Origin of the sequence: Halorubrum trueperi, assembly GCF_042662525.1 — an archaeon.
In the GTDB taxonomy this organism is placed as follows: Archaea; Halobacteriota; Halobacteria; order Halobacteriales; family Haloferacaceae; genus Halorubrum; species Halorubrum trueperi.
Genome location: NZ_JBHSXI010000008.1, coordinates 190,702 through 208,530, shown reverse-complemented (window position 1 = coordinate 208,530; position 17,829 = coordinate 190,702). Strand labels below are relative to the sequence as shown.

Here is a 17,829-nt window from a genome sequence, read left to right as displayed (position 1 = left end):
GTCGACGTCCAGGGTCGGGGTGGATAACCGTGGTGAGTATTGATACCGTCATCACCGGCGGGACCGTCGTTACCGCCGAGGCGATGTTCGAGGGGGCGATCGCTATCGACGACGGTACGATCGTGGGCGTAGGCGACGAAGACGCGTTTCCGGACGCCGACGAACGGATCGACGCTGGCGGGAACCTCGTCCTTCCGGGCGTGGTCGACCCGCATACCCATCTGGCAGGCTACAACTCGATCGACTCCTACGAGACCGGTACGGCGGCCGCCGCAGTCGGCGGCGTCACCAGTCTGCTGACCTTCGCCTGGCAGGGATGGGACGACGGCGAGTGGGACGACCGGGGGACGCTCACCGGGGCCGTCGAGCGGCACCGCGATGGCGCGGCACCGCTCGTCGACTGCGGGGTTCACCCGGTCATCACGCAGGAATCGCCCGCGGTGTTCGAGGAACTGGCGACGCTCGTCGACGACGGCGTTACGTCGTTCAAACTCTTCACCACCGATGACATCCGACTGTCGAACGGGTTCATCGGAGAGGTGTTCCGGCGGCTCGCCGACATCGGTGCCGTCGGGATGGTTCACACCGAAGAGTACTCAGTCTGTGAGCAGCGGACGGACGTGGTGAAAAGCGAACCCGGTGGCGAGTCACCGTCGGCGTATCCGCGGTCTCGCCCGGACTACGCGGAAGCGATGTCGGCCGGATCCGTCGCCCGGCTCGCCGTCGCAGCCGACGCAAAGTATTACGGCGTCCACACCACGTCGGCGGCGGCGGCGGACGCGATCGCTGAGGTACAGACCGACGGTTCGAACGTCAGGGCGGAGACGTGTACGCACTATACTACGCTCACGGAGGAAGTGTACGAACGGCTCGGAAACCGGGCGATCATGTCTCCTCCCCTTCGGTCGTCTCGGGATATCGATGCCATTTTCGACCGACTCCGTGACGGGACGCTTTCGGTCGTCTCGACCGACCACGTTCCGCTGCCTCGCGAACGGAAGGAGGGCGGGCCATGGTGGGAGAGCGCGTTCGGGATCAACAGCCTCCAGACGAGCCTCCCCGTGTTCCACGATGTGGCCGTCAACGAACGTGGCCTCTCGTATCCTACCCTCGTCCAACTCATGTGCCGTAATCCGGCGCGAACGTTCGGGTTATCGCGAAAGGGACGGATCGAACCCGGGGCCGACGCCGATCTCGTCATCTTCGATCCGAACGAGACGTACACCATCACGGCGGAGAGGAACTACTCGAATGCGGACTACTCAGTGTACGAGGGCCGGACGGTGACAGGACAGGTGAAACGGACCTTCGTGCGTGGGACACTCGTCGCCGACGACGGTGATGTCGTCGCCGAACCGGGCCACGGGACGTTTCTGCGGCGTGAGGTGCCGGACTGGAGGTAAGGGGCGACGGAACTTTTATTCCGGATACCATCGATATGGCGGACGTGTCACAGATAGAATTGGATGTCGATGGCCGTGTGTTCGTAGCCGACTTACTCGAGGACGAAGCGCCTCGTTCGGTCGAAGCACTTCGGGAATTCCTCCCGCTCGAATCCGAACTGATGCACGTCCGCTGGAGCGGTATCGCGACGTGGATCAATATTGACGAAATCGAACTCCCGGAGATCCCACGCGAGAACCACACGGTCTATCCGTCGCGGGGCGATATCCTGCTCTATCCGGGGTATCGGAACGAACAGGAGATTCTCATTCCCTGCGGCCCGACGTGTTTCAAGAGTCCCGCAGGAGAACTCGCCGGCAACCACATCGCATCCCTTGACGCGTCGCGGGAGGAGCTCCGTGAAATCGAAGAGGAGACGCTACAGACCGGCGCTAAGGACATCGTCGTCCGAGAGCGATAGGCCGGTGGCCGCCCATATACTTTCTGAACGAGACGCCGAAAGCGGTGCGTGTGGGCCTGTAGAACGGGTTAGGAGCCGATATATTAACATTGGAGCATCCTCAAGAGGCGGGTAGAGAATGGGCAACATGAAGTCCGTACACCGATGTGTGAGCGAGGAGCGTCTCCGTGAGGATATCACGGCGAACGCGGAGTTTGGTGCCATTCAGACAGACCGGGGTCACGGACGAACCGTCCTGACCGGCACGGACGCGAATCGGCAGGCAAGGGAGTACATGGTCGATCGATTTGACGCCGCCGATCTCGACGTTCGTGTCGACGCCGTCGGCAACATCACTGGCCGGTGGGTGCCCGAAGGGGTCGATCCGACATCTCAGGCTGTGGCCTGTGGGAGCCATCTTGACTCCGTGCCCGAAGGAGGAATCTTCGACGGCGTCCTCGGCGTCTACAGCGGATTGGAGGCTGTGCGAGCACTGCAGGCGGCCGACGTCAAACTCACCCGGCCGATCGAAGTTGTCTGCTTTACCGAGGAGGAGGGCGCTCGATTCTCCAACGGCGTCCTCGGCTCATCGGTCGCGAGCGGTAAGCGGAGCGTCGAAGACGCCCTTGCACTCGAAGATGACGACGGGGTGAGCCTCGAAGCGGCGCTTTCCGACATCGGCTTTCGAGGCACCGGCCGCCTAGACGCGAGCGAGTGGGATTCGTGGCTTGAACTCCACGTTGAACAGGGAGAGCGTCTCCAGGATGCAGGCGCGGCTGTCGGCATCGTCTCGGCGATAACAGGTACCATCCGGTGTGAGGTCGAGATCGAGGGGGAGGCGAACCACTCTGGATCGACGGCCATGTCCGACAGGACGGACGCCCTGACCGCCGCGAGCGAACTCGTCCTTGAGGTGGAGCGGGCGACGAACGATGTCGTCGCCGAGGAGGGCGACACCGTCGTCGGAACGGTCGGGAGCCTCAATATCTGGCCCAACGCCATCAACGTCGTCCCGGGGCGCGCAGAACTGGGAATCGATGTCCGCGATGTCGAGTACGAGCATATGGAACGAATCGTCAAACGGGTCCAAAACCACCTCGTAACGCTCGAAGCCGACCGCGGCGTCGAGACGATGCTCGAACGACCATACGACATTGCGCCGAGCACGATGAGCGAGCGGTGTACCAGCGCGCTTGCCGACGCGGCGACTGCAACGGATGTCGATTTCCTATCCGTTCACTCCGGTGCGGGTCACGACACGATGCACATCGCGAGTGTCACCGAAACGGGCCTGCTGTTCGCGCCGTCCCGTGGTGGGTTCTCGCATAGCCCCCGCGAATGGACGGATTGGAGCAGTTGTACGACGGCGACGAGGGTATTGACGGCCGGATTGGCACAACTGGCGCGCCAATGAGATTCGACTCTAAGCGACGATCGTGTTTGTCATATGGAAATAAAGGAAGACGGTGGAAACTCATGGCAATCAGGACTTCGAGTCGTTACCGTGGGTCGCCATATTGATATTCACCTCGATGACATTGGCCGCGCGCTGGACCTGCTCGGGTAGCTCCTCGTTGAACGGCGTTCCTTTCAGTCGACTGGTCGGGCCGGCGACGCTTAAAGACCCTAAGACGGCTTCATCGCGGTCGATGACCGGCGCTCCGACGGCACGAAGGCCCTCCACCTCCTCCTCGTCGTTGTATGCGTAGCCCCGCTCGCGAATTGTCGCCAGTTCGTCCTGAAGTTTCTCCCGGTCCGTGATGGTGTTTGCCGTCCGTTCCGGTAGCCCGTGTTGTTCGAGGATTTCGTCGACGCAGTCTTCGGAGAGAAAAGCTAGAATCGCCTTCCCCGTCGCCGTGCAGTGGAGTTGGTCCGGCTGCTGGAGTTTGTCCGTCTGGTAGCCGCTTCCGACGGCGTCGCTTCCACGAACCTTGTACAAGTTGATTCCCTTGCCGTGCTGTTCGGTAAAGAGGTTCGCGTATTCGCCGGTCGTCTCCGCGAGCTCCTCAACTTCCTCTTTGCCGTAGCGGTACAGGATGTTACGGTTTCGGACGTACTCGCCGGAGAGGAGTAGTTGCAGACCGAGTTCGTACTGATCGCCGTTCTTCACGACAAAATCCTTCTCCCGAAGCGTCGCCAAGTAGTGGTATGTCGAACTCTTCGACATGCCGAGATGAGTGGACAGTTCGGTGACACCGGCACCGTCGAGTGTCTCGAGCGCCTTGATGATTTGAGTGGTTCGATCCACCGTTTTCAGCATGCGCGGTGATTCATTCTCGTTCGATTCTATCGTCATGTTCTCACGCATGGCACGACACCACTTAATCGTTTACTTACTACAAACGGTGGATGAGGTGATTTCAGCGTTTCTCTCGGTTATCGCACAAATTGAACTCGAACACCGTAATATCGACCTCAGTATTGATCGTTTATTTGATCGTTTCCGCACGGCAACTCCAGGGGTCCGATATCAGCCCCGCACCACGTTTTCGAAATAGAAACAGATAGATCGCCCGAGCGGAGATACGAATAACAAACATATGTGTGTTATTCATGTCGGGAGCGAACATCCTCACAGCAACGTTTTTTTATCGATCGGGCTCGACTAACGCGCAAGATGGTACCAACGGCACTCGAACACCAGGCTCGTCTCGAAGTGCGAAACCTCGGTGGTATCGACGAGACGGCTGTCATGTTCGAACCCGGAATCACGATATTGACGGGACGAAACGCAACGAATCGGACGTCCTTACTTCGGTCGATTATGGCGGTCATGGGAAGCGACGACGCGTCACTCAAGGCGGACGCAGACGAGGGGCGCGTCGGACTTGAAATCGACGACGATCGCTATCTGCGGACGTTCGAGCGGTCAAACGGTACCGTAACGACCGAGGGTGAGCCGTTTCTCGACGATCCGGAAGTCGCGGACCTCTTCGCTTTCCTGTTAGAGTCGAACGAGGCCAGGCGATCCGTCGCCATGAGCGAGGACCTGCGTGAACTCATCATGCGACCGGTCGACACTGAGTCAATTCGCACTGAGATTCGGAAACTCGAACGCGAGAAATCACGAATTGACGACGATCTCGACGATCTTGACGATCTGAAGGCAGAGCTGCCGACCCTCGAACAGAAGCGGAGCCGTCTTGAAGCTGACATCGAGGAGAAACGGGCGGCGCTGGCGGCGAAGGAGGATGAGATAGAGAGTCAGGATGCCGACCTCAACGAGACACGCGAGGAAAAACAGGAACTCGAATCGCGACTCGACGACCTGCGCGAGAAGCGGTCGACGCTGGAACGAGTCCGCTCGGATATCGATCTCCAACAGGAAAGCATCGAGTCGCTCACAGCCGAGCGCCGGGAGCTGGAGGCTGAGCGGGAGGAACTGTCCAACGCGTCGGTGGGCAAACAGGCAGACCTCAGCGATGAGACCGATCGACTCCGCGAACGGACGGAAACGCTCGAACGCGAGGTGAGCGATCTCCAAGATGTCATTCAGTTCAATGAGAACCAACTTGACGAAACGGGATCAATCGCGGCGCATCTGCACGAGGACACGGACGGATCTGTGACGAACGCCCTTGTCGACGAGTCGGTTGTCTGTTGGACCTGTGGGTCTACCGTGAAGACGGATCGGATTACGAGCACGCTTGATCAACTTCGAGACGTTCGCCAGGAGAAACTGGAAACGATCAGAACGTTGGAATCAGAGCTGAACGAGTTGAAGGACCAGCGCCGCACGTATCAGAAGCAGCAGAAGCAGAAGGAAGCTATCGAACAAACCCTCGACGATATTACGGGCGAGATCGAGGACCGAGAAACGCGACTCGAGAGCCTTCGGGAAGAGCGAGAACAACTCAACGACGATATCGAGAAACTCGAATCTGAGATCGAGAGCCTGGAAGCCGCCGATTTTGGCGACATACTCGACCTGCACAAGGAGGCGAATCAACTTGAGTTCAAACTCGGCCGGCTCGAGACCGAACTCGACGACGTAACCGATCGGATCACGACGCTCGAGGAGCGGCTAACGAAGGAGGACCGGCTCCGCTCCCAGCGAGAGGAGATTGCTGCGGAACTTCGGGAACTCCGGACGCGGATCGACCGGATTGAGGAGAACGCGGTCGAGCAGTTCAACGAGCATATGGCGGCCGTCCTCGATATCCTCGGCTACGCGAACCTCGAACGCATCTGGATCGAACGGGTCGAGCGTACCGTCCGGGAGGGCCGTCGCAACGTCGAAAAGACGCTATTTGAACTTCATATCGTCCGGAGCACCGACACTGGAGCGACGTTTGAGGATACCATCGATCACCTCTCGGAGAGCGAGCGCGAGGTCATGGGTCTCGTGTTCGCGCTCGCAGGCTACCTGGTTCACGACGTGTACGAGAAGGTACCGTTCGTGCTTCTGGACTCGCTCGAAGCCATCGACGCTGAGCGTATCGCCGATTTGGTCGAGTACATCGCTGACTACCCCGAGTTCCTCGTCGTCGCCCTGTTGCCCGAGGATGCACAGGCCCTCGACGACACGTATGCTCGGGTGACGGAGATCTAGCCATCGCGTTCGCAGTCACAGCCTCCACGTTCGAGCAGTTCGACGACGCCGTACTGGGCACCGCAGTCTTCGCAGAGCACGTCGATATCAACGAACAGGCGGAAGGTTCCAAGCGAGAGCCGATCGGTTGATCGGAGACGGGTCAGACTGCCCTCAGTTATTGATCGTAGCCGGGAGCGGAGGCGCTGGACCGTCTCGAGGACGTTTTTTACCTGGTCGTTCGCCGATGGGTCCTCATACTCGGCGTCGCGGTACTCGGTGAGATACGACCGGATGGCTTGATAGGTGACGAAATCTCGTTCGAGCTTGTCGATGTTGACACCGTCGCGTGCGAGACGGGACCGTGCTTCCGTTTGCATTCCGCTGCTCACGTCATCGGTTGTTAAGAGCCGATAGAGGTTTTCCACCTCGCCGTTGACCGTGGACGCCCCGGCTTCGGCCAGTGCGCTATCGAGAAGGTGTTGGTTGAACAACTCCGCGAGGTCACGGAGGCTCCGACGTTCGTCTCCGTCCGCGGTCCAGAACCGTTCAAGTTCGTCACCGAACGACTCCCCGAGGCGGTACTCGTCGATTAGCCGTGCAACCTTGCTTGACGGTCGATCGCTCGCATTTTCGGTCATATGATTCTGGATAGGGCATCGTGTTTTGTTTGTGGCATTGTCCCAAATATCAAATGTTCGTAACCGCGTTCTACGGTGGTTGGATCGGTATGACCAGAATGGGTCGAGAACATTAATTTTTGTCTTTCTGTCTTTCTGAGTATATTTAGAGAAGGGGCCCGATAGTCGTGAAGTTCGCATTTATAATGCTGATCAATGATTAAATCACGGTTTCGTGGTGTTTGGCGTGATTCGACCTGGCCCCACCCTCAGGCTGTAGATCGTCTTTCTCCACCACTCGCATATCGCTTTTTAGCTATAAGTCGCAAAACTATCTTATTTAAATATTGTTTTGTTTATTGGTAATATAGCTAATATTGGGTTCGATCTACTGTTCATAACTGAGTACATACGATCGACCAACAGCCGGAGTGGGGTCGCAGTCCGAATCGCGTTTCGACAGACGAAACCGTGATTCAGTGTGACGATCGGCAATATTGGTAGTACGGTGTCGTCGACCCTGAAATAAACTATTTGTGGCATATATTGCTTAAATAGAAAAGAGATATCGTTTTAAAAAGAGTAGATTACACAGATTCTCGTGAAAAATGCGACTTGAATGACGCGATCGGTTTCGACGACAGCGCGATACAATTCAGTGAGCCAGCCACAAACATGATTTCGGTTTTAGATACGAACGACATGGAAGATAGAACCAGCGTCGAACGTGTATTTGTGATTTGATTTAACATAATCTAATACACAGGTTGTCAAAATTTTCAAATTGTTTAAATAATATCCACACAGGAGCTACAAACGAGTGGAATCTTCTCATTCTCAGATCCTTCGCCTTCGAATGGATCCAGGTATCTGACACGCATACTGTCGTTGACAAACCGGTCACTTCAACTCGCCCTGAAGTCTGGAACTGTGACGTCGAGTGGCGGATTCACCGTCCACCCGGACGGGTTCGAGGCCGAGCTCACGGACAAGCCCCACCCTAAGCGCCTTCGGCGCTTTGAGGGCGAGGTAGTTGACACCGATCCGTGTCCGCCCGCTGGCTCGTATTCACGCTCACGCTCGCCGACGATCGAACGCTTTCGGTCGAACGGCACGAACCGACGATGAGCGGTCCCGACTGGAAGACTACGACTGGGCAGCCCAACTGACCGTCACTCGACGGCATACATCCGTCCGTTCGTCCCGCTGAAGTACAGAATCCCGTCGACGAGGGCGGGGCTCGATCCGACGCCGCGGCCGCCGACCTCGATGAACCACTCCTCGTCGCCGTCGGTGGTGAGCCCGTAGACGCCGAGGCCCTCGCGTTCGGTCTGCCCGTGGGTGCCGAAGTAGATCCGGTCGTCGGTGACGACGGGGCTACTTCCCACTTCCAGCGCGTCGGTCTCGAAGCTCCACAGCTCGTCGCCCGTCCGTCGATCGAACTTGAACAGCTCACCGTAGTGGGTGGACGGGTCGTCCAGGGTGTTGTACGGCGTGTCCCCGACGTAGACGCCTTCCTCGTCGACGGCGACCGATCCGGAGATGTACCGGGCGAAGGGGTCCGCCGTCCAGCGCTCGTCGCCCGACGCCGCGTCGACGGCGTGAACGATACCGCTCCAGTCTCCGAAATAGATCGTGCCGAACGCGAGCGTGGGACTCGACCAGATCATATCGTCGGCCTCGTAGGTCCAGTCGACGTCGCCCGACTCGATGTCGAGGGCGTACAGCGCGTCGTCCGAGGCACCGACGTAGACGGTTTCGTCGTCCGCCGCCGGCGTGCTCACGACCTCGTTTCCGACGGCGTACCGCCAGTCCGTCTCTCCCGTCGCCGCGTCCAGCGCGTATATCCACCCGTTTTCGGTGGCGTCGACCGCTTCGGCGAAGCGGGCGCACGCAAGATTGTGACAGCCCACGCCGATGAGCACCGTCCCGTCGACCACTGTCGGACTCGCCCGGATCAGCCCACCGAGGTCGCGGCTCCACCGTTCCTCCCCGCTGGCCGCGTCGACCGCGTACACGCGCATGTCGTAGGATCCGACGTAGACCGTGCCGTCGTCGTAGGCTGGGGTGCCCTCGATCCGGTGATCCGTCTCGACCGTCCAGCGCTCGTCGCCAGTCGCCGCGTCCATCGCGTACAGGGTTCCGTCCGCGCTTCCGACGAATACGGAGCCGTCCGCGACGATCGGACTCCCCCAGAACGGCCCGTCGGCGTCGTAGGTCCACTCGATCGACGGATTGGCGCTCGTCGGCGAGACGTCGCGTGCGAATCCGGTGTTGTATCGATCGCCACGGAACGACGGCCACTCCGTCACCGGCTCCGAGACGGGATGAGAATTCGACTCGCTTGCCGGAGCGCTCACGCAGCCGCCGCCGAGGCCGAGTGCGGAGGCCGACAGGCCCGCGAGAAATCCGCGTCTGTCTGTCGTCACCATGTGACGAATCCTTCCGGTGTCGCGTAATAATGGTTTGGTATCGGCCGATCGGCCGACCGAAAGGCGATACGGGCGATACGTTCCCCGGATCCACCGCCCAATCCATTCCACCGCCCACACCGACGTAGTCGCTCCCTCGCTCTACCGCCCACGCCAACGTATTCGCTCCCTCGCCGGCCGCAGCTACACGACGAGGTACTCGTCGAGGTCCTCGTTTTCGAGCTCCTCGACCGTTCCCTCGTAGACCATCTCGCCCTGGTCCAGGACGTACCCGCGATCGGCGAGCTTCAGCGCCTCGCGGACGTTCTGCTCGATGAGGAGGACAGTCAGCCCCTGATTAGCGATCTCGCGGATCGACTCCGAGACGGCCTGAATGATCTGCGGCGCGAGCCCCTCCGTCGGCTCGTCGAGCAGCAGCAACTGAAGGTCCGGGAGCCGAAGCGTTCGAGCGATCGAGAGCATCTGCTGTTCGCCGCCGGAGAGCGTCCCGGATTTCTGGGATCGACGCTCCTCCAGCCGGGGGAACAGCTCGTACAGCTCGTCGACCGTCATCGTGGGCGTCCCGCCGGTCGGCGACCGGCGTCGGACGGTGTTCCACGTGGCGCTCGCGATCTTCGACATCTCGAGGTTCTCCTCGACCGTCAGTTCGGTGAACAGCCGGCGGCCTTCGGGAACCACGCCGACGCCGGCCCTCGTGATGTCGTCGGTCGGCCAATCGACGATGTCTTCGCCGTCGAACCGGATCTCGCCGGATCGAACTTCAGGGGGTTCCGCGCCAGCGATGCTCCTGACGGTCGTGGTCTTGCCGGCACCGTTCCGACCCAGGAGCGAGATGACCTCGCCTTCGTCGATCGTCATGGAAACGCCGCGCAGGATGTGACTGGCGTCGTAGTAGGCGTGGACGTCATCGAGTTCGAGGAGGCTCAAATCTCCCCACCTCCGAGATACGCCTCGCGAACAGCGGGATCGTTCCTGATCTCGTCGGGGGTTCCCCGAGCGATGATCGCGCCTTCGTTGAGGGTGAAGATCCGGTCAGAGACGTCGAAAATGACGTCCATGTCGTGTTCGACGAGGAAGATGGTCATGTCCCAGTCCTGCAGGAGTTCACGGATGAGCGACACCGTCATCTCGGTTTCCCCCGGGGACATGCCGGCCGTGGGCTCGTCCATGAACATCAGGTCCGGATCCGTCGCCAGTCCGATGGCCACCTCCAGCCGGCGCTTGTCGCCGTAGGGGAGCGATTTTGCGGTCTCCGCCGCGTCGTCCTTCAGTTCGATGGTCTCGAGGATGCGCTCCGTGCGCTCTCGGACATCGTCGTAGCCGTCGCGTCGCTTGAAGAAGTTGACGCTGAAGGAGCCGTGCTCGGTCGCGAACGCAGCGACCTGAACGTTCTCCCTGACGGTGAGCTCCGGGAATATCGATGCGGTCTGGAACGACCGACCGACACCGAGGTGAGCGATCTCGAACGGATCGAGTCCGACGAGATCGGTTCCCGCGTACGTGACGTCACCGGAGGTCGGCTCCAGCATACCCGTGATAGTGTTGATCAGCGTCGACTTTCCGGCCCCGTTCGGGCCGATGAGCGAGACGAGCTCGCCCTGGTCGACCGAGATGGTCACGTCGTCGAGCGCCCTGAGACCGCCGAACGTCTTCGTGAGATTTCGTGTTTCGAGTAGTGCCATTACGGATCACCTCTCCGGGATCGGAGCCGAGAACTGATGTTCGTGATCATGCCCCACAGTCCGTCTGGGTACTTCCAGACGACGGCCGTGAACGCGAGGGCGAGCGTGAGCAGCCAGTAGCCGCCGATCACGTCGAGCCCGTTGACGACGCCCTCGAAGTAGAGGAAGACGATCACGCCGAGTATCGGGCCCGCGACCGTTCCTAACCCGCCCAGTACGGTCATCATGACGACGTCGCCGCTGAGCGTCCAGTGGAGGCGTTCGACGCCGGTGAAGTACGTCTCCATCGGCAAGAGTCCCCCGGCGATCCCCGCGATGAATCCCGAGATGACGAACGCCGCGAACTTGTACCGCCAGACGTCGAGACCGACGAAGGACGCCCGGGTCTCGTTTTCCCGGACTGCCTTGAAGATCAGCCCGTACGGGGACTTCCGAACGCGCGTGATGAACACGACGACGGCGACGAAGAACGCGGCGATGAAGAGGTACATGTACGTTCCCCAGAGCGTGCCGAAGATGCCCGGGATATCCGCACCCAGCTCGAGGAGACCGAAGAGCGGATTTCGCTCGACGCCGAGCCCGTTGATACCGCCGGTCATCTCCTCGAAGGGCTCTCTGGCCATGTAATACAGCATCTGTGCGATCGCGAGCGTCACGATCGCGAAGTAGACCGTGTGGAGCCGGAGCAGGATGAACGGCGTCACGACGGCCAACACGAGCGCGAAGCACACGCCGACGACGACCGAGAGGAACGGGTCGGCGACGACGTTGTTCGCGAACAGGGCCGTCGCGTACGCCGATCCGCCGAAGAACATCGCGTGGCCGAACGACAGCAGTCCGGTCTGGCCCAGCAGGTGGTTGAATCCCAGCGCGAAGATGCCCCAGATGAGTACCAAGCGGGCGAGTTGGTCGTACGCGAGCAGGCCGTTCGGGATCAGCGGCGTGCTCGTGAACACCCACGGGAACACCGCGACGAAGACGAGGGTACTGACCAGCACGAACCGCTCCGTGTGCTTGACCCGGTCCCACGTTTCGAGCGCGCTCAGCTCCGAGTCGTCGTCGGTGACCTCCTCCGAGGTCTCTGGGCTCTCCGTGCTCATTGTCCGATCTCCCCCGTTGGGTAGATACCGCTCGGCCGGAGCGTCAACACCACGATCGCCAGCGCGTAGATGCTCGCCGTCGCCATGCTCGGCCAGACCTGCGTCACCGCCGCGAAGACGAAGCCCGCGAGCAGCGCCCCGATAGTGGTCCCCTTGATCGAGCCGACCCCGCCCATGATCACGATGACCAGCGCGGGAATGATGTTACTGAATCCCATCCCGGCGTTCACGCCGAACAGCGATCCGCCGAGGATGCCAGCGAGGCCAGCGTACGCGGCGCCGATAGCGAATATCAACAGGAACGGGCGCCCGATTCGGATCCCGAGTAGCTCGGTCATCTCGGTGTCTTCGGTACCCGCCCTGACCGCGAGACCGTAATCTGTGTACTTGTAGAAGGCGAAGAGGATCGCCAAGAAGACGAGCGCGAGGACGACGACGTACACTCGCCAGCGCGACACCGAGCCGATTCCGGGGATGAGCATCGGTCCAGACGCCCAGTCGGGCCGCGCGTAGTTGAATCCGGTTCGTCCGAAGATGAGATTGAACCCCTCCTGGAAGATCAACAGGACGCCGAACGTCACCAGCAGCTGATCGAGCAGCGGGCGATCGTACAGCGGGTTCGCGAGGAGCCGTTCCATCGCGATCCCGCCGACGAACACGACGAGCGGCGTCACGACGAGGGCAGCCAAGAAACCGAGATCGAGACCCATGGGTGCGAGCCCGTATCTTCCGATGAGCCCGCCGAACTCGACCTCGAACCCGACGATCAACCCGATGTATGCTCCGATCAGATACAACGCCCCGTGAGCCATATTGACGAACTGGAGGGAGCCGAACACGATCGACAGTCCCAGCGCCACGAGGAGGTACACCGACGCCACGCTCAACGCGACGAACAGGAACTGGACGCCCGATTCTACCACGCTCATCCGAACTGCCACCTATTGTGTACGGTTAACATGTCATTAACGACTATTTCATTTGCTATTGAATCTTGCGCCACACCGACCGATCACCGCGCGCGGACACGACCGTGACCGCGAATTCGAACGCGAACGCGAACGCCGACGCCAATACCGACCGCGAGCGACCGGATCGACCGCGCTCGTGCGCCGTGGCCGCGCTGAGTCCGTGGCACGTGTCGGTCGGTCGGCTCACCGCGTTCCCAACGGAACCGGTCCCCGAGTGGGGGGTGTCACGAGTCCGATGCCGTTCGTGGACGGTCGGCCGCGAGACGCGCGCTACTCGTCACCGTATTCGTTCTCGTCCATCGCGCACTCGTTTGCCGGGTAGGCGTTGCACTCGTACACGAGCGGATCGGTCGTCTCGATGACCTCGGTTCGAATGCCGAGTTCGTCGGCGGTGGCGTCGTCGACGCCGCGAACCAAGTGCCACGGTCGCTCGACCTGGTGGTCGCATCCGCGGAACTGGGAGGGACCCCACGCCTGTTCCCACGAGAACTCTTCGAGAGTGCGAACCACCGTCGGCGGGTGGAACGTCCCCGCCTCCTCCACGGCGGCCGCGTACACCATCATGGATTCGTAGGTGTGAAGCGAGCTCTGGTTGGGCATCTCTTCGTACTCCGACTGGTACGCGTCGACGAAGGTGTTCGACGCCTCGTTGTCGTAGTTGGGGTTCCACGGCTCCATGCCGTAGACGCCCTCCGCGTCGGAGCCCATCGGATCGAGGGTGAACGCGCTGACGTGCGGGATGAACACGTCGACGTCCTCGGTGACACCGGCGTCGACCATCTGCGAGAGTCCGCTGGCCGCGAACTCCCCGAAGCTGGCGAAGTGGACGACGTCGGCACCGGAGTCCTGGAGGTCCTGGATCTGCGTCTGGTGGTCGCTCTCGCCCTCGGCGATCGCCGAGCCGCCGACGTCCTCCCACGGGCCGTCCTCAGTGAGGTGCGTGCGCACGGCGTCGCGGTTCGACTGGCCGTACGAGTAGTCCATGTAGATGTGGAACAGCTGGCGGTCCTCGCCGAGCACTTCCGGAAGCAGGTTCCCGGCGGCCATGCCGATGATCTCCGCGTGGAACGTCGGGTGGAAGTAGTACCGGGAGCAGTTCTCCCCGCTGATTCCGGAGGACGTCGAGTTTCCGCCCATGAACGGGACCCTCTCCCGCTGGGCGACGTCCTGCATCGCCATCGTCACCGTACTGGACATGCCGCCGGTCCAGAACTGGATGTTGTCCTGCTGGATCATCCCGTTGATGTTGGAGTTGGCGGTGTCGGGATCGCCTCCCGTGTCGGCCTTCGTCGGCTCGACCTGGTACCCGAGAATGCCGTCGCCGCTCAGGGCGTCCCACGTGTCGACCAACCCGCCGCCCTCGTTCAGGTGTTGGACCGCGAGGTCGAAGCCGAGCTCCTGGTCCTGGCCGTCCGGACCGAGCGCACCGGACAGCGGTCCGTTGAATCCGATGGCGACCGAGTCTCCCTCCGGCGGGAAGTTTCCGATCGCCGCGTAATCGTCGCCGCCGTCTCCGCCGTCGCTACCGTCTCCGCCATCGCCGCCGTCGCCGCCGTCACCGCCGTCGCCACCGTCTCCGTTGTTCGTACACCCGGCGAAACCGGCGGTGAGACCGCCGGCCGCGAGGCCTTTGAGATACCGTCGCCTAGAGCCGTCTGCTGGTTTGCGCTGATCTGTCATGGTTGTTTGGGCAACTCGTAGACACATGGAACGATACAGGACTTAAATCCTTTGGTAATTATATTTATATCCTGATACGATACGGCGCTAGCGGCCAATTTTTCCACCATTACGGCGCATCGTCGACACCGCGAACCCGATCGGAGTGTCCGTCTCGGCGACTAGCGAGTACGGGAGTGGGTATTGCAGACCGCCGCCGGTGACGTGGTATTTAAAAGAGATGAGCGCGACAGCGACGGCTGCTTATAAATGAATAATGCGGTGCTGCGGCGTGCCTCCGAGTGGCCGGTAGGCCGCGAGGAGCCCGCGAGGTCGCCGGCGGCTCTGCCGCCGGCTGCCAGAGAATCTGCGATTCTCGCTGGACGCGGCGAACAGAGTGAGCCGCAGCGAGGCGCGAAGCGCCTCTGGCAGCCGGACGTAGTCCGGCGACGAGGCTGGGGAGGAGTGAGGTGTGGTTGCGGTGCTGTGCGGGGTGGGCCTCGCAGCTGGGGCTTTGGAAGTGTTCACCGCGCAGTCAACCACTTATAAACGATCAACACCACATTTCCAACAGTTCACCGCACCAGCAACGACGTATAAACAGCCGCCGGCAACACTACTCATTCACTTATAAACGACCACTCCAACGCAATGAGAGCTCTACTCCCGGTATCGATCAAGTAGCTGCGTCAGTCGATACCGGCCGAAGCCGGGCAGCGTGAACGGCGGGAGACCACTCGCCGTGCTACCGCTGCATGTACTCGTGTAGTCGCTCGGCCATCGCGACGGCGAAGGCCTCGTCGTTGATGTTGGCGTCCAGTTCCAACAGGTCGACGTCGTCGTCGACGTGAGCGCGGAGCGACCGGAACAGGGCCTCGTCCGCCTCCTCGTCGCGGAACGCCTCGCCCTCGGCGTCGAGCATCGAGACGCCGGCCAGCGGGAGCGCGAGCGTGACCGGCCCGGTGGCCGCGTTGAGTTTCTCCGCGATGATCCGTCCGATGTCGGCGTTCTCCGTCGGCGTGGTTCGCATCAGCGTCACCTGTGGATTGTGGACGTGGAACTGGCGGTCCGCGAACACCTCGGGCACGGTGTCCTCGGGACCGAAGTTGACCATGTCGAGCGCGCCGGTCGAAACCACCTGCGGGATGCCCGCCTCGGCCGCCGCGTCGAGTCGCTCCCGCCCCGCGCCGAGGACGCCGCCGACGTGTTCGTCCGCCCACTCGGTGGTCGTCGCGTCGAGGACGCCGTCGATGACGCCCTCCGCGATCAGGTTCTCCATCGCGCGACCGCCGGTCCCCGTCGCGTGGAAGACGATCGTCTCGTACCCCCGGTCTTCGAGCCACTCGCGCGCGGTCTGGACGCACGGCGTGGTGACGCCGAACATGGTGATGCCGATCGTCGGTTTGTCGGGGACCTCGACGTCCGGGTCGTTGGTCACCATCCCGGTCACCGCGAGGGCGGCGTTCGCGATGACGGTTCGCGAGAGCTGATTGAGCCCCTCGATGTCGGCGACCGAGTACAGCATCGCGATGTCTCGCGTCCCGACGTAGGGTTCGGTGTCGCCGGAGGCTACCGTCGAGACCATGAACTTCGGCACGCCGACCGGAAGGGCCCGCATCGCCGCCGTCGCGATCGACGTGTTCCCCGAGCCGCCGAGACCGAGGATCCCGTCGAGCGCTCCGTCGTCGTGGAGCCGCCGAGCGATCGCGGCTGCACCGTCTCCCATCGCTTCCACGGCCTCGCCTCTGTCGCCCGCCGCTCTGAGCGCGTCGAGGTCGGCACCCCCCGCGTCGGCCACCTCCGCGGCCGAGACGTCCGGCTCGATTTCGGGGGCGCCCATGACGCCGACGTCGACGAGGGTGACCGCGACGCCCTGGGCCTCGAGCACGTCGCGAGCGAAGCCTATCTCCTCGCCCTTCGTGTCGAGCGTTCCGACGATGGCGACGGTCGGAGACGACGGGTCGGATCGATCCGTCGAACTCATCAGAACTCGATCTCCTTGAACTCGCGGGCCTGGTTTCGGATGGCCTCCTCAGTCGGAAGCCGCTCGATACTGGAGGCCCCGAAGAAGCCGACGATCCCCTCCGTGTTGTTCAGGACGTACTCCGCGTCGTCGGGCCACGCGATCGGCCCACCGTGACAGATGACCATGACATCGTCGTCGACCGCTTTCGCGGCGTCGTGGTGAGCCTGAACGCGTTCGGCCGCCTCGTCGAGGTCGAGAGCGGTCTCGGCACCGATGTCGCCCGACGTCGTCAGCCCCATGTGCGAGACGACGACGTCGGCCCCGGCTTCGGTCATCGCGCGGGCCTGGTCCTCGTTGAAGACGTACGGACACGTCAACATCCCCTGATCGCTGGCCTCGCGGATCATCTCGATCTCCTCGTCGTAGCCCATGCCGGTCTCCTCGAGGTTCTGCCGGAAGGAGCTGTCCTCGTCGATGAGGCCGACCGTCGGGAAGTTCTGGACGCCGGAGAATCCGCGGCGGCGGAGGTCCTCGATGAACACGTCCATCTCGCGGAAGGGGTCGGTGCCGTTGACGCCCGCGAGAACGGGCGTGTCTTCCACGACGGGGAGCACCTCGCGCCCCATGTCGACGACGATCTCGTTGGCGTCGCCGTACGGTAAGATGCCGGCCAGTGAGCCGCGACCGTTCATTCGATACCGTCCCGAGTTGTAGATGATCAGGAGATCGACCCCGCCCCGCTCAGCGAACTTCGCCGAGATTCCGGTTCCCGCGCCAGCGCCGATGATCGGCTCGTCGCGGTTTACGACCGATTCTAACCGCTCAAGCGACTCGTCCCGTGTAAACTTCATGGACGATGCGCATATTATCTAGGTGGGTTATCAATGTTCTGGTGATTTCGACGGACGTGAACGATCGCCACGTTTCGTTCCCGCGTTCCGGTCTCGGGGTCGTCCCGATTCGGGACGGTCGACTCGGTTCGGGTCGCTCGACCTGACGCGAGGCGTTCAACTGACCCGGTCCGT

14 protein-coding genes and 1 pseudogene are annotated in these 17,829 nt (G+C 61.6%); 5 read left to right on the top strand and 10 right to left on the bottom strand.

Features of this window, described 5'->3' with window-relative positions:
• The first annotated feature begins 32 nt into the window (after positions 1-32).
• The 3 genes from ACFQEY_RS07545 to ACFQEY_RS07535 all read left to right on the top strand — a co-directional run bounded on the left by ACFQEY_RS07545 (position 33) and on the right by ACFQEY_RS07535 (position 3,257).
• Positions 33-1,403 carry a dihydroorotase gene (locus ACFQEY_RS07545; protein ID WP_379766587.1) on the top strand — a complete coding sequence of 457 codons (1,371 nt, stop codon included), beginning with the start codon at positions 33-35 and terminating at the stop codon, positions 1,401-1,403.
• A gap of 44 nt (positions 1,404-1,447) precedes the next feature.
• The gene (locus ACFQEY_RS07540; RefSeq protein ID WP_379766584.1) at positions 1,448-1,864 is read left to right on the top strand and encodes a DUF3830 family protein; all 417 of its coding nucleotides are present in this window, start codon (positions 1,448-1,450) and stop codon (positions 1,862-1,864) included.
• A gap of 127 nt (positions 1,865-1,991) precedes the next feature.
• A complete protein-coding gene (locus ACFQEY_RS07535) occupies positions 1,992-3,257 on the top strand; it encodes a Zn-dependent hydrolase (protein WP_379766581.1) in 1,266 nt (421 codons plus the stop codon).
• Positions 3,258-3,326: 69 nt separating this feature from the next.
• Here ACFQEY_RS07535 and ACFQEY_RS07530 read toward each other — a convergent pair whose 3' ends face one another.
• Entirely contained in the window at positions 3,327-4,139 is an 813-nt protein-coding gene (locus ACFQEY_RS07530; RefSeq protein WP_379766578.1) for an IclR family transcriptional regulator, read from the bottom strand.
• 321 nt (positions 4,140-4,460) lie between these two features.
• Here ACFQEY_RS07530 and ACFQEY_RS07525 point away from each other — a divergent pair, with 321 nt between their 5' ends.
• Entirely contained in the window at positions 4,461-6,395 is a 1,935-nt protein-coding gene (locus tag ACFQEY_RS07525) for an archaea-specific SMC-related protein (RefSeq protein ID WP_379766575.1), read from the top strand.
• On the opposite strand, the gene rdfA is transcribed toward ACFQEY_RS07525, so the two are convergent.
• Positions 6,392-7,015: a rod-determining factor RdfA gene (gene rdfA / locus ACFQEY_RS07520; protein ID WP_379766572.1), complete on the bottom strand. Its 624-nt coding sequence runs from the start codon at positions 7,013-7,015 to the stop codon at positions 6,392-6,394. The genes ACFQEY_RS07525 and rdfA overlap by 4 nt on opposite strands.
• An 837-nt stretch (positions 7,016-7,852) precedes the next feature.
• Here rdfA and ACFQEY_RS07515 point away from each other — a divergent pair.
• Positions 7,853-8,122, top strand: a pseudogene (locus ACFQEY_RS07515) (hypothetical protein); the annotation flags it as partial.
• A 44-nt stretch (positions 8,123-8,166) separates the two neighbouring features.
• Here the strand turns inward: ACFQEY_RS07515 and ACFQEY_RS07510 are convergent.
• The 8 genes from ACFQEY_RS07510 to ACFQEY_RS07475 form a co-directional block, all read right to left on the bottom strand.
• Positions 8,167-9,426 (bottom strand): outer membrane protein assembly factor BamB family protein, encoded by a 1,260-nt coding sequence (locus ACFQEY_RS07510; protein WP_379766569.1) that lies wholly within the window; start codon positions 9,424-9,426, stop codon positions 8,167-8,169.
• A gap of 183 nt (positions 9,427-9,609) precedes the next feature.
• A complete protein-coding gene (locus tag ACFQEY_RS07505; RefSeq protein ID WP_379766566.1) occupies positions 9,610-10,353 on the bottom strand; it encodes an ABC transporter ATP-binding protein in 744 nt (247 codons plus the stop codon).
• A complete protein-coding gene (locus ACFQEY_RS07500; protein WP_379766563.1) occupies positions 10,350-11,108 on the bottom strand; it encodes an ABC transporter ATP-binding protein in 759 nt (252 codons plus the stop codon). The genes ACFQEY_RS07505 and ACFQEY_RS07500 overlap by 4 nt, the downstream gene beginning before the upstream one ends.
• Entirely contained in the window at positions 11,108-12,208 is a 1,101-nt protein-coding gene (locus tag ACFQEY_RS07495; protein ID WP_379766560.1) for a branched-chain amino acid ABC transporter permease, read from the bottom strand. The genes ACFQEY_RS07500 and ACFQEY_RS07495 overlap by 1 nt, the downstream gene beginning before the upstream one ends.
• Positions 12,205-13,137, bottom strand: coding sequence for a branched-chain amino acid ABC transporter permease (locus tag ACFQEY_RS07490; RefSeq protein ID WP_379766557.1), 933 nt, complete (start codon positions 13,135-13,137; stop codon positions 12,205-12,207). The genes ACFQEY_RS07495 and ACFQEY_RS07490 overlap by 4 nt, the downstream gene beginning before the upstream one ends.
• A gap of 312 nt (positions 13,138-13,449) precedes the next feature.
• Complete coding sequence (locus tag ACFQEY_RS07485) at positions 13,450-14,859, bottom strand: ABC transporter substrate-binding protein (protein WP_379766554.1); 1,410 nt, start codon at positions 14,857-14,859, stop codon at positions 13,450-13,452.
• 724 nt (positions 14,860-15,583) lie between these two features.
• Complete coding sequence (locus ACFQEY_RS07480; protein WP_379766551.1) at positions 15,584-16,822, bottom strand: Tm-1-like ATP-binding domain-containing protein; 1,239 nt, start codon at positions 16,820-16,822, stop codon at positions 15,584-15,586.
• Complete coding sequence (locus ACFQEY_RS07475) at positions 16,822-17,655, bottom strand: phosphoenolpyruvate hydrolase family protein (protein ID WP_379766548.1); 834 nt, start codon at positions 17,653-17,655, stop codon at positions 16,822-16,824. The genes ACFQEY_RS07480 and ACFQEY_RS07475 overlap by 1 nt, the downstream gene beginning before the upstream one ends.
• Positions 17,656-17,829: the final 174 nt, after the last annotated feature.

Coding starts and splice junctions, on each gene's coding strand:
- ACFQEY_RS07535 (WP_379766581.1), top strand. CDS start 1,992: ATGAAGTCCGTACACCGATGTGTGAGCGAGGAGCGTCTCCGTGAGGAT.
- ACFQEY_RS07530 (WP_379766578.1), bottom strand. CDS start 4,139: ATGACGATAGAATCGAACGAGAATGAATCACCGCGCATGCTGAAAACG.
- ACFQEY_RS07525 (WP_379766575.1), top strand. CDS start 4,461: ATGGTACCAACGGCACTCGAACACCAGGCTCGTCTCGAAGTGCGAAAC.
- rdfA (WP_379766572.1), bottom strand. CDS start 7,015: ATGACCGAAAATGCGAGCGATCGACCGTCAAGCAAGGTTGCACGGCTA.
- ACFQEY_RS07510 (WP_379766569.1), bottom strand. CDS start 9,426: ATGGTGACGACAGACAGACGCGGATTTCTCGCGGGCCTGTCGGCCTCC.
- ACFQEY_RS07500 (WP_379766563.1), bottom strand. CDS start 11,108: ATGGCACTACTCGAAACACGAAATCTCACGAAGACGTTCGGCGGTCTC.
- ACFQEY_RS07495 (WP_379766560.1), bottom strand. CDS start 12,208: ATGAGCACGGAGAGCCCAGAGACCTCGGAGGAGGTCACCGACGACGAC.
- ACFQEY_RS07490 (WP_379766557.1), bottom strand. CDS start 13,137: ATGAGCGTGGTAGAATCGGGCGTCCAGTTCCTGTTCGTCGCGTTGAGC.
- ACFQEY_RS07485 (WP_379766554.1), bottom strand. CDS start 14,859: ATGACAGATCAGCGCAAACCAGCAGACGGCTCTAGGCGACGGTATCTC.
- ACFQEY_RS07480 (WP_379766551.1), bottom strand. CDS start 16,822: ATGAGTTCGACGGATCGATCCGACCCGTCGTCTCCGACCGTCGCCATC.
- ACFQEY_RS07475 (WP_379766548.1), bottom strand. CDS start 17,655: ATGAAGTTTACACGGGACGAGTCGCTTGAGCGGTTAGAATCGGTCGTA.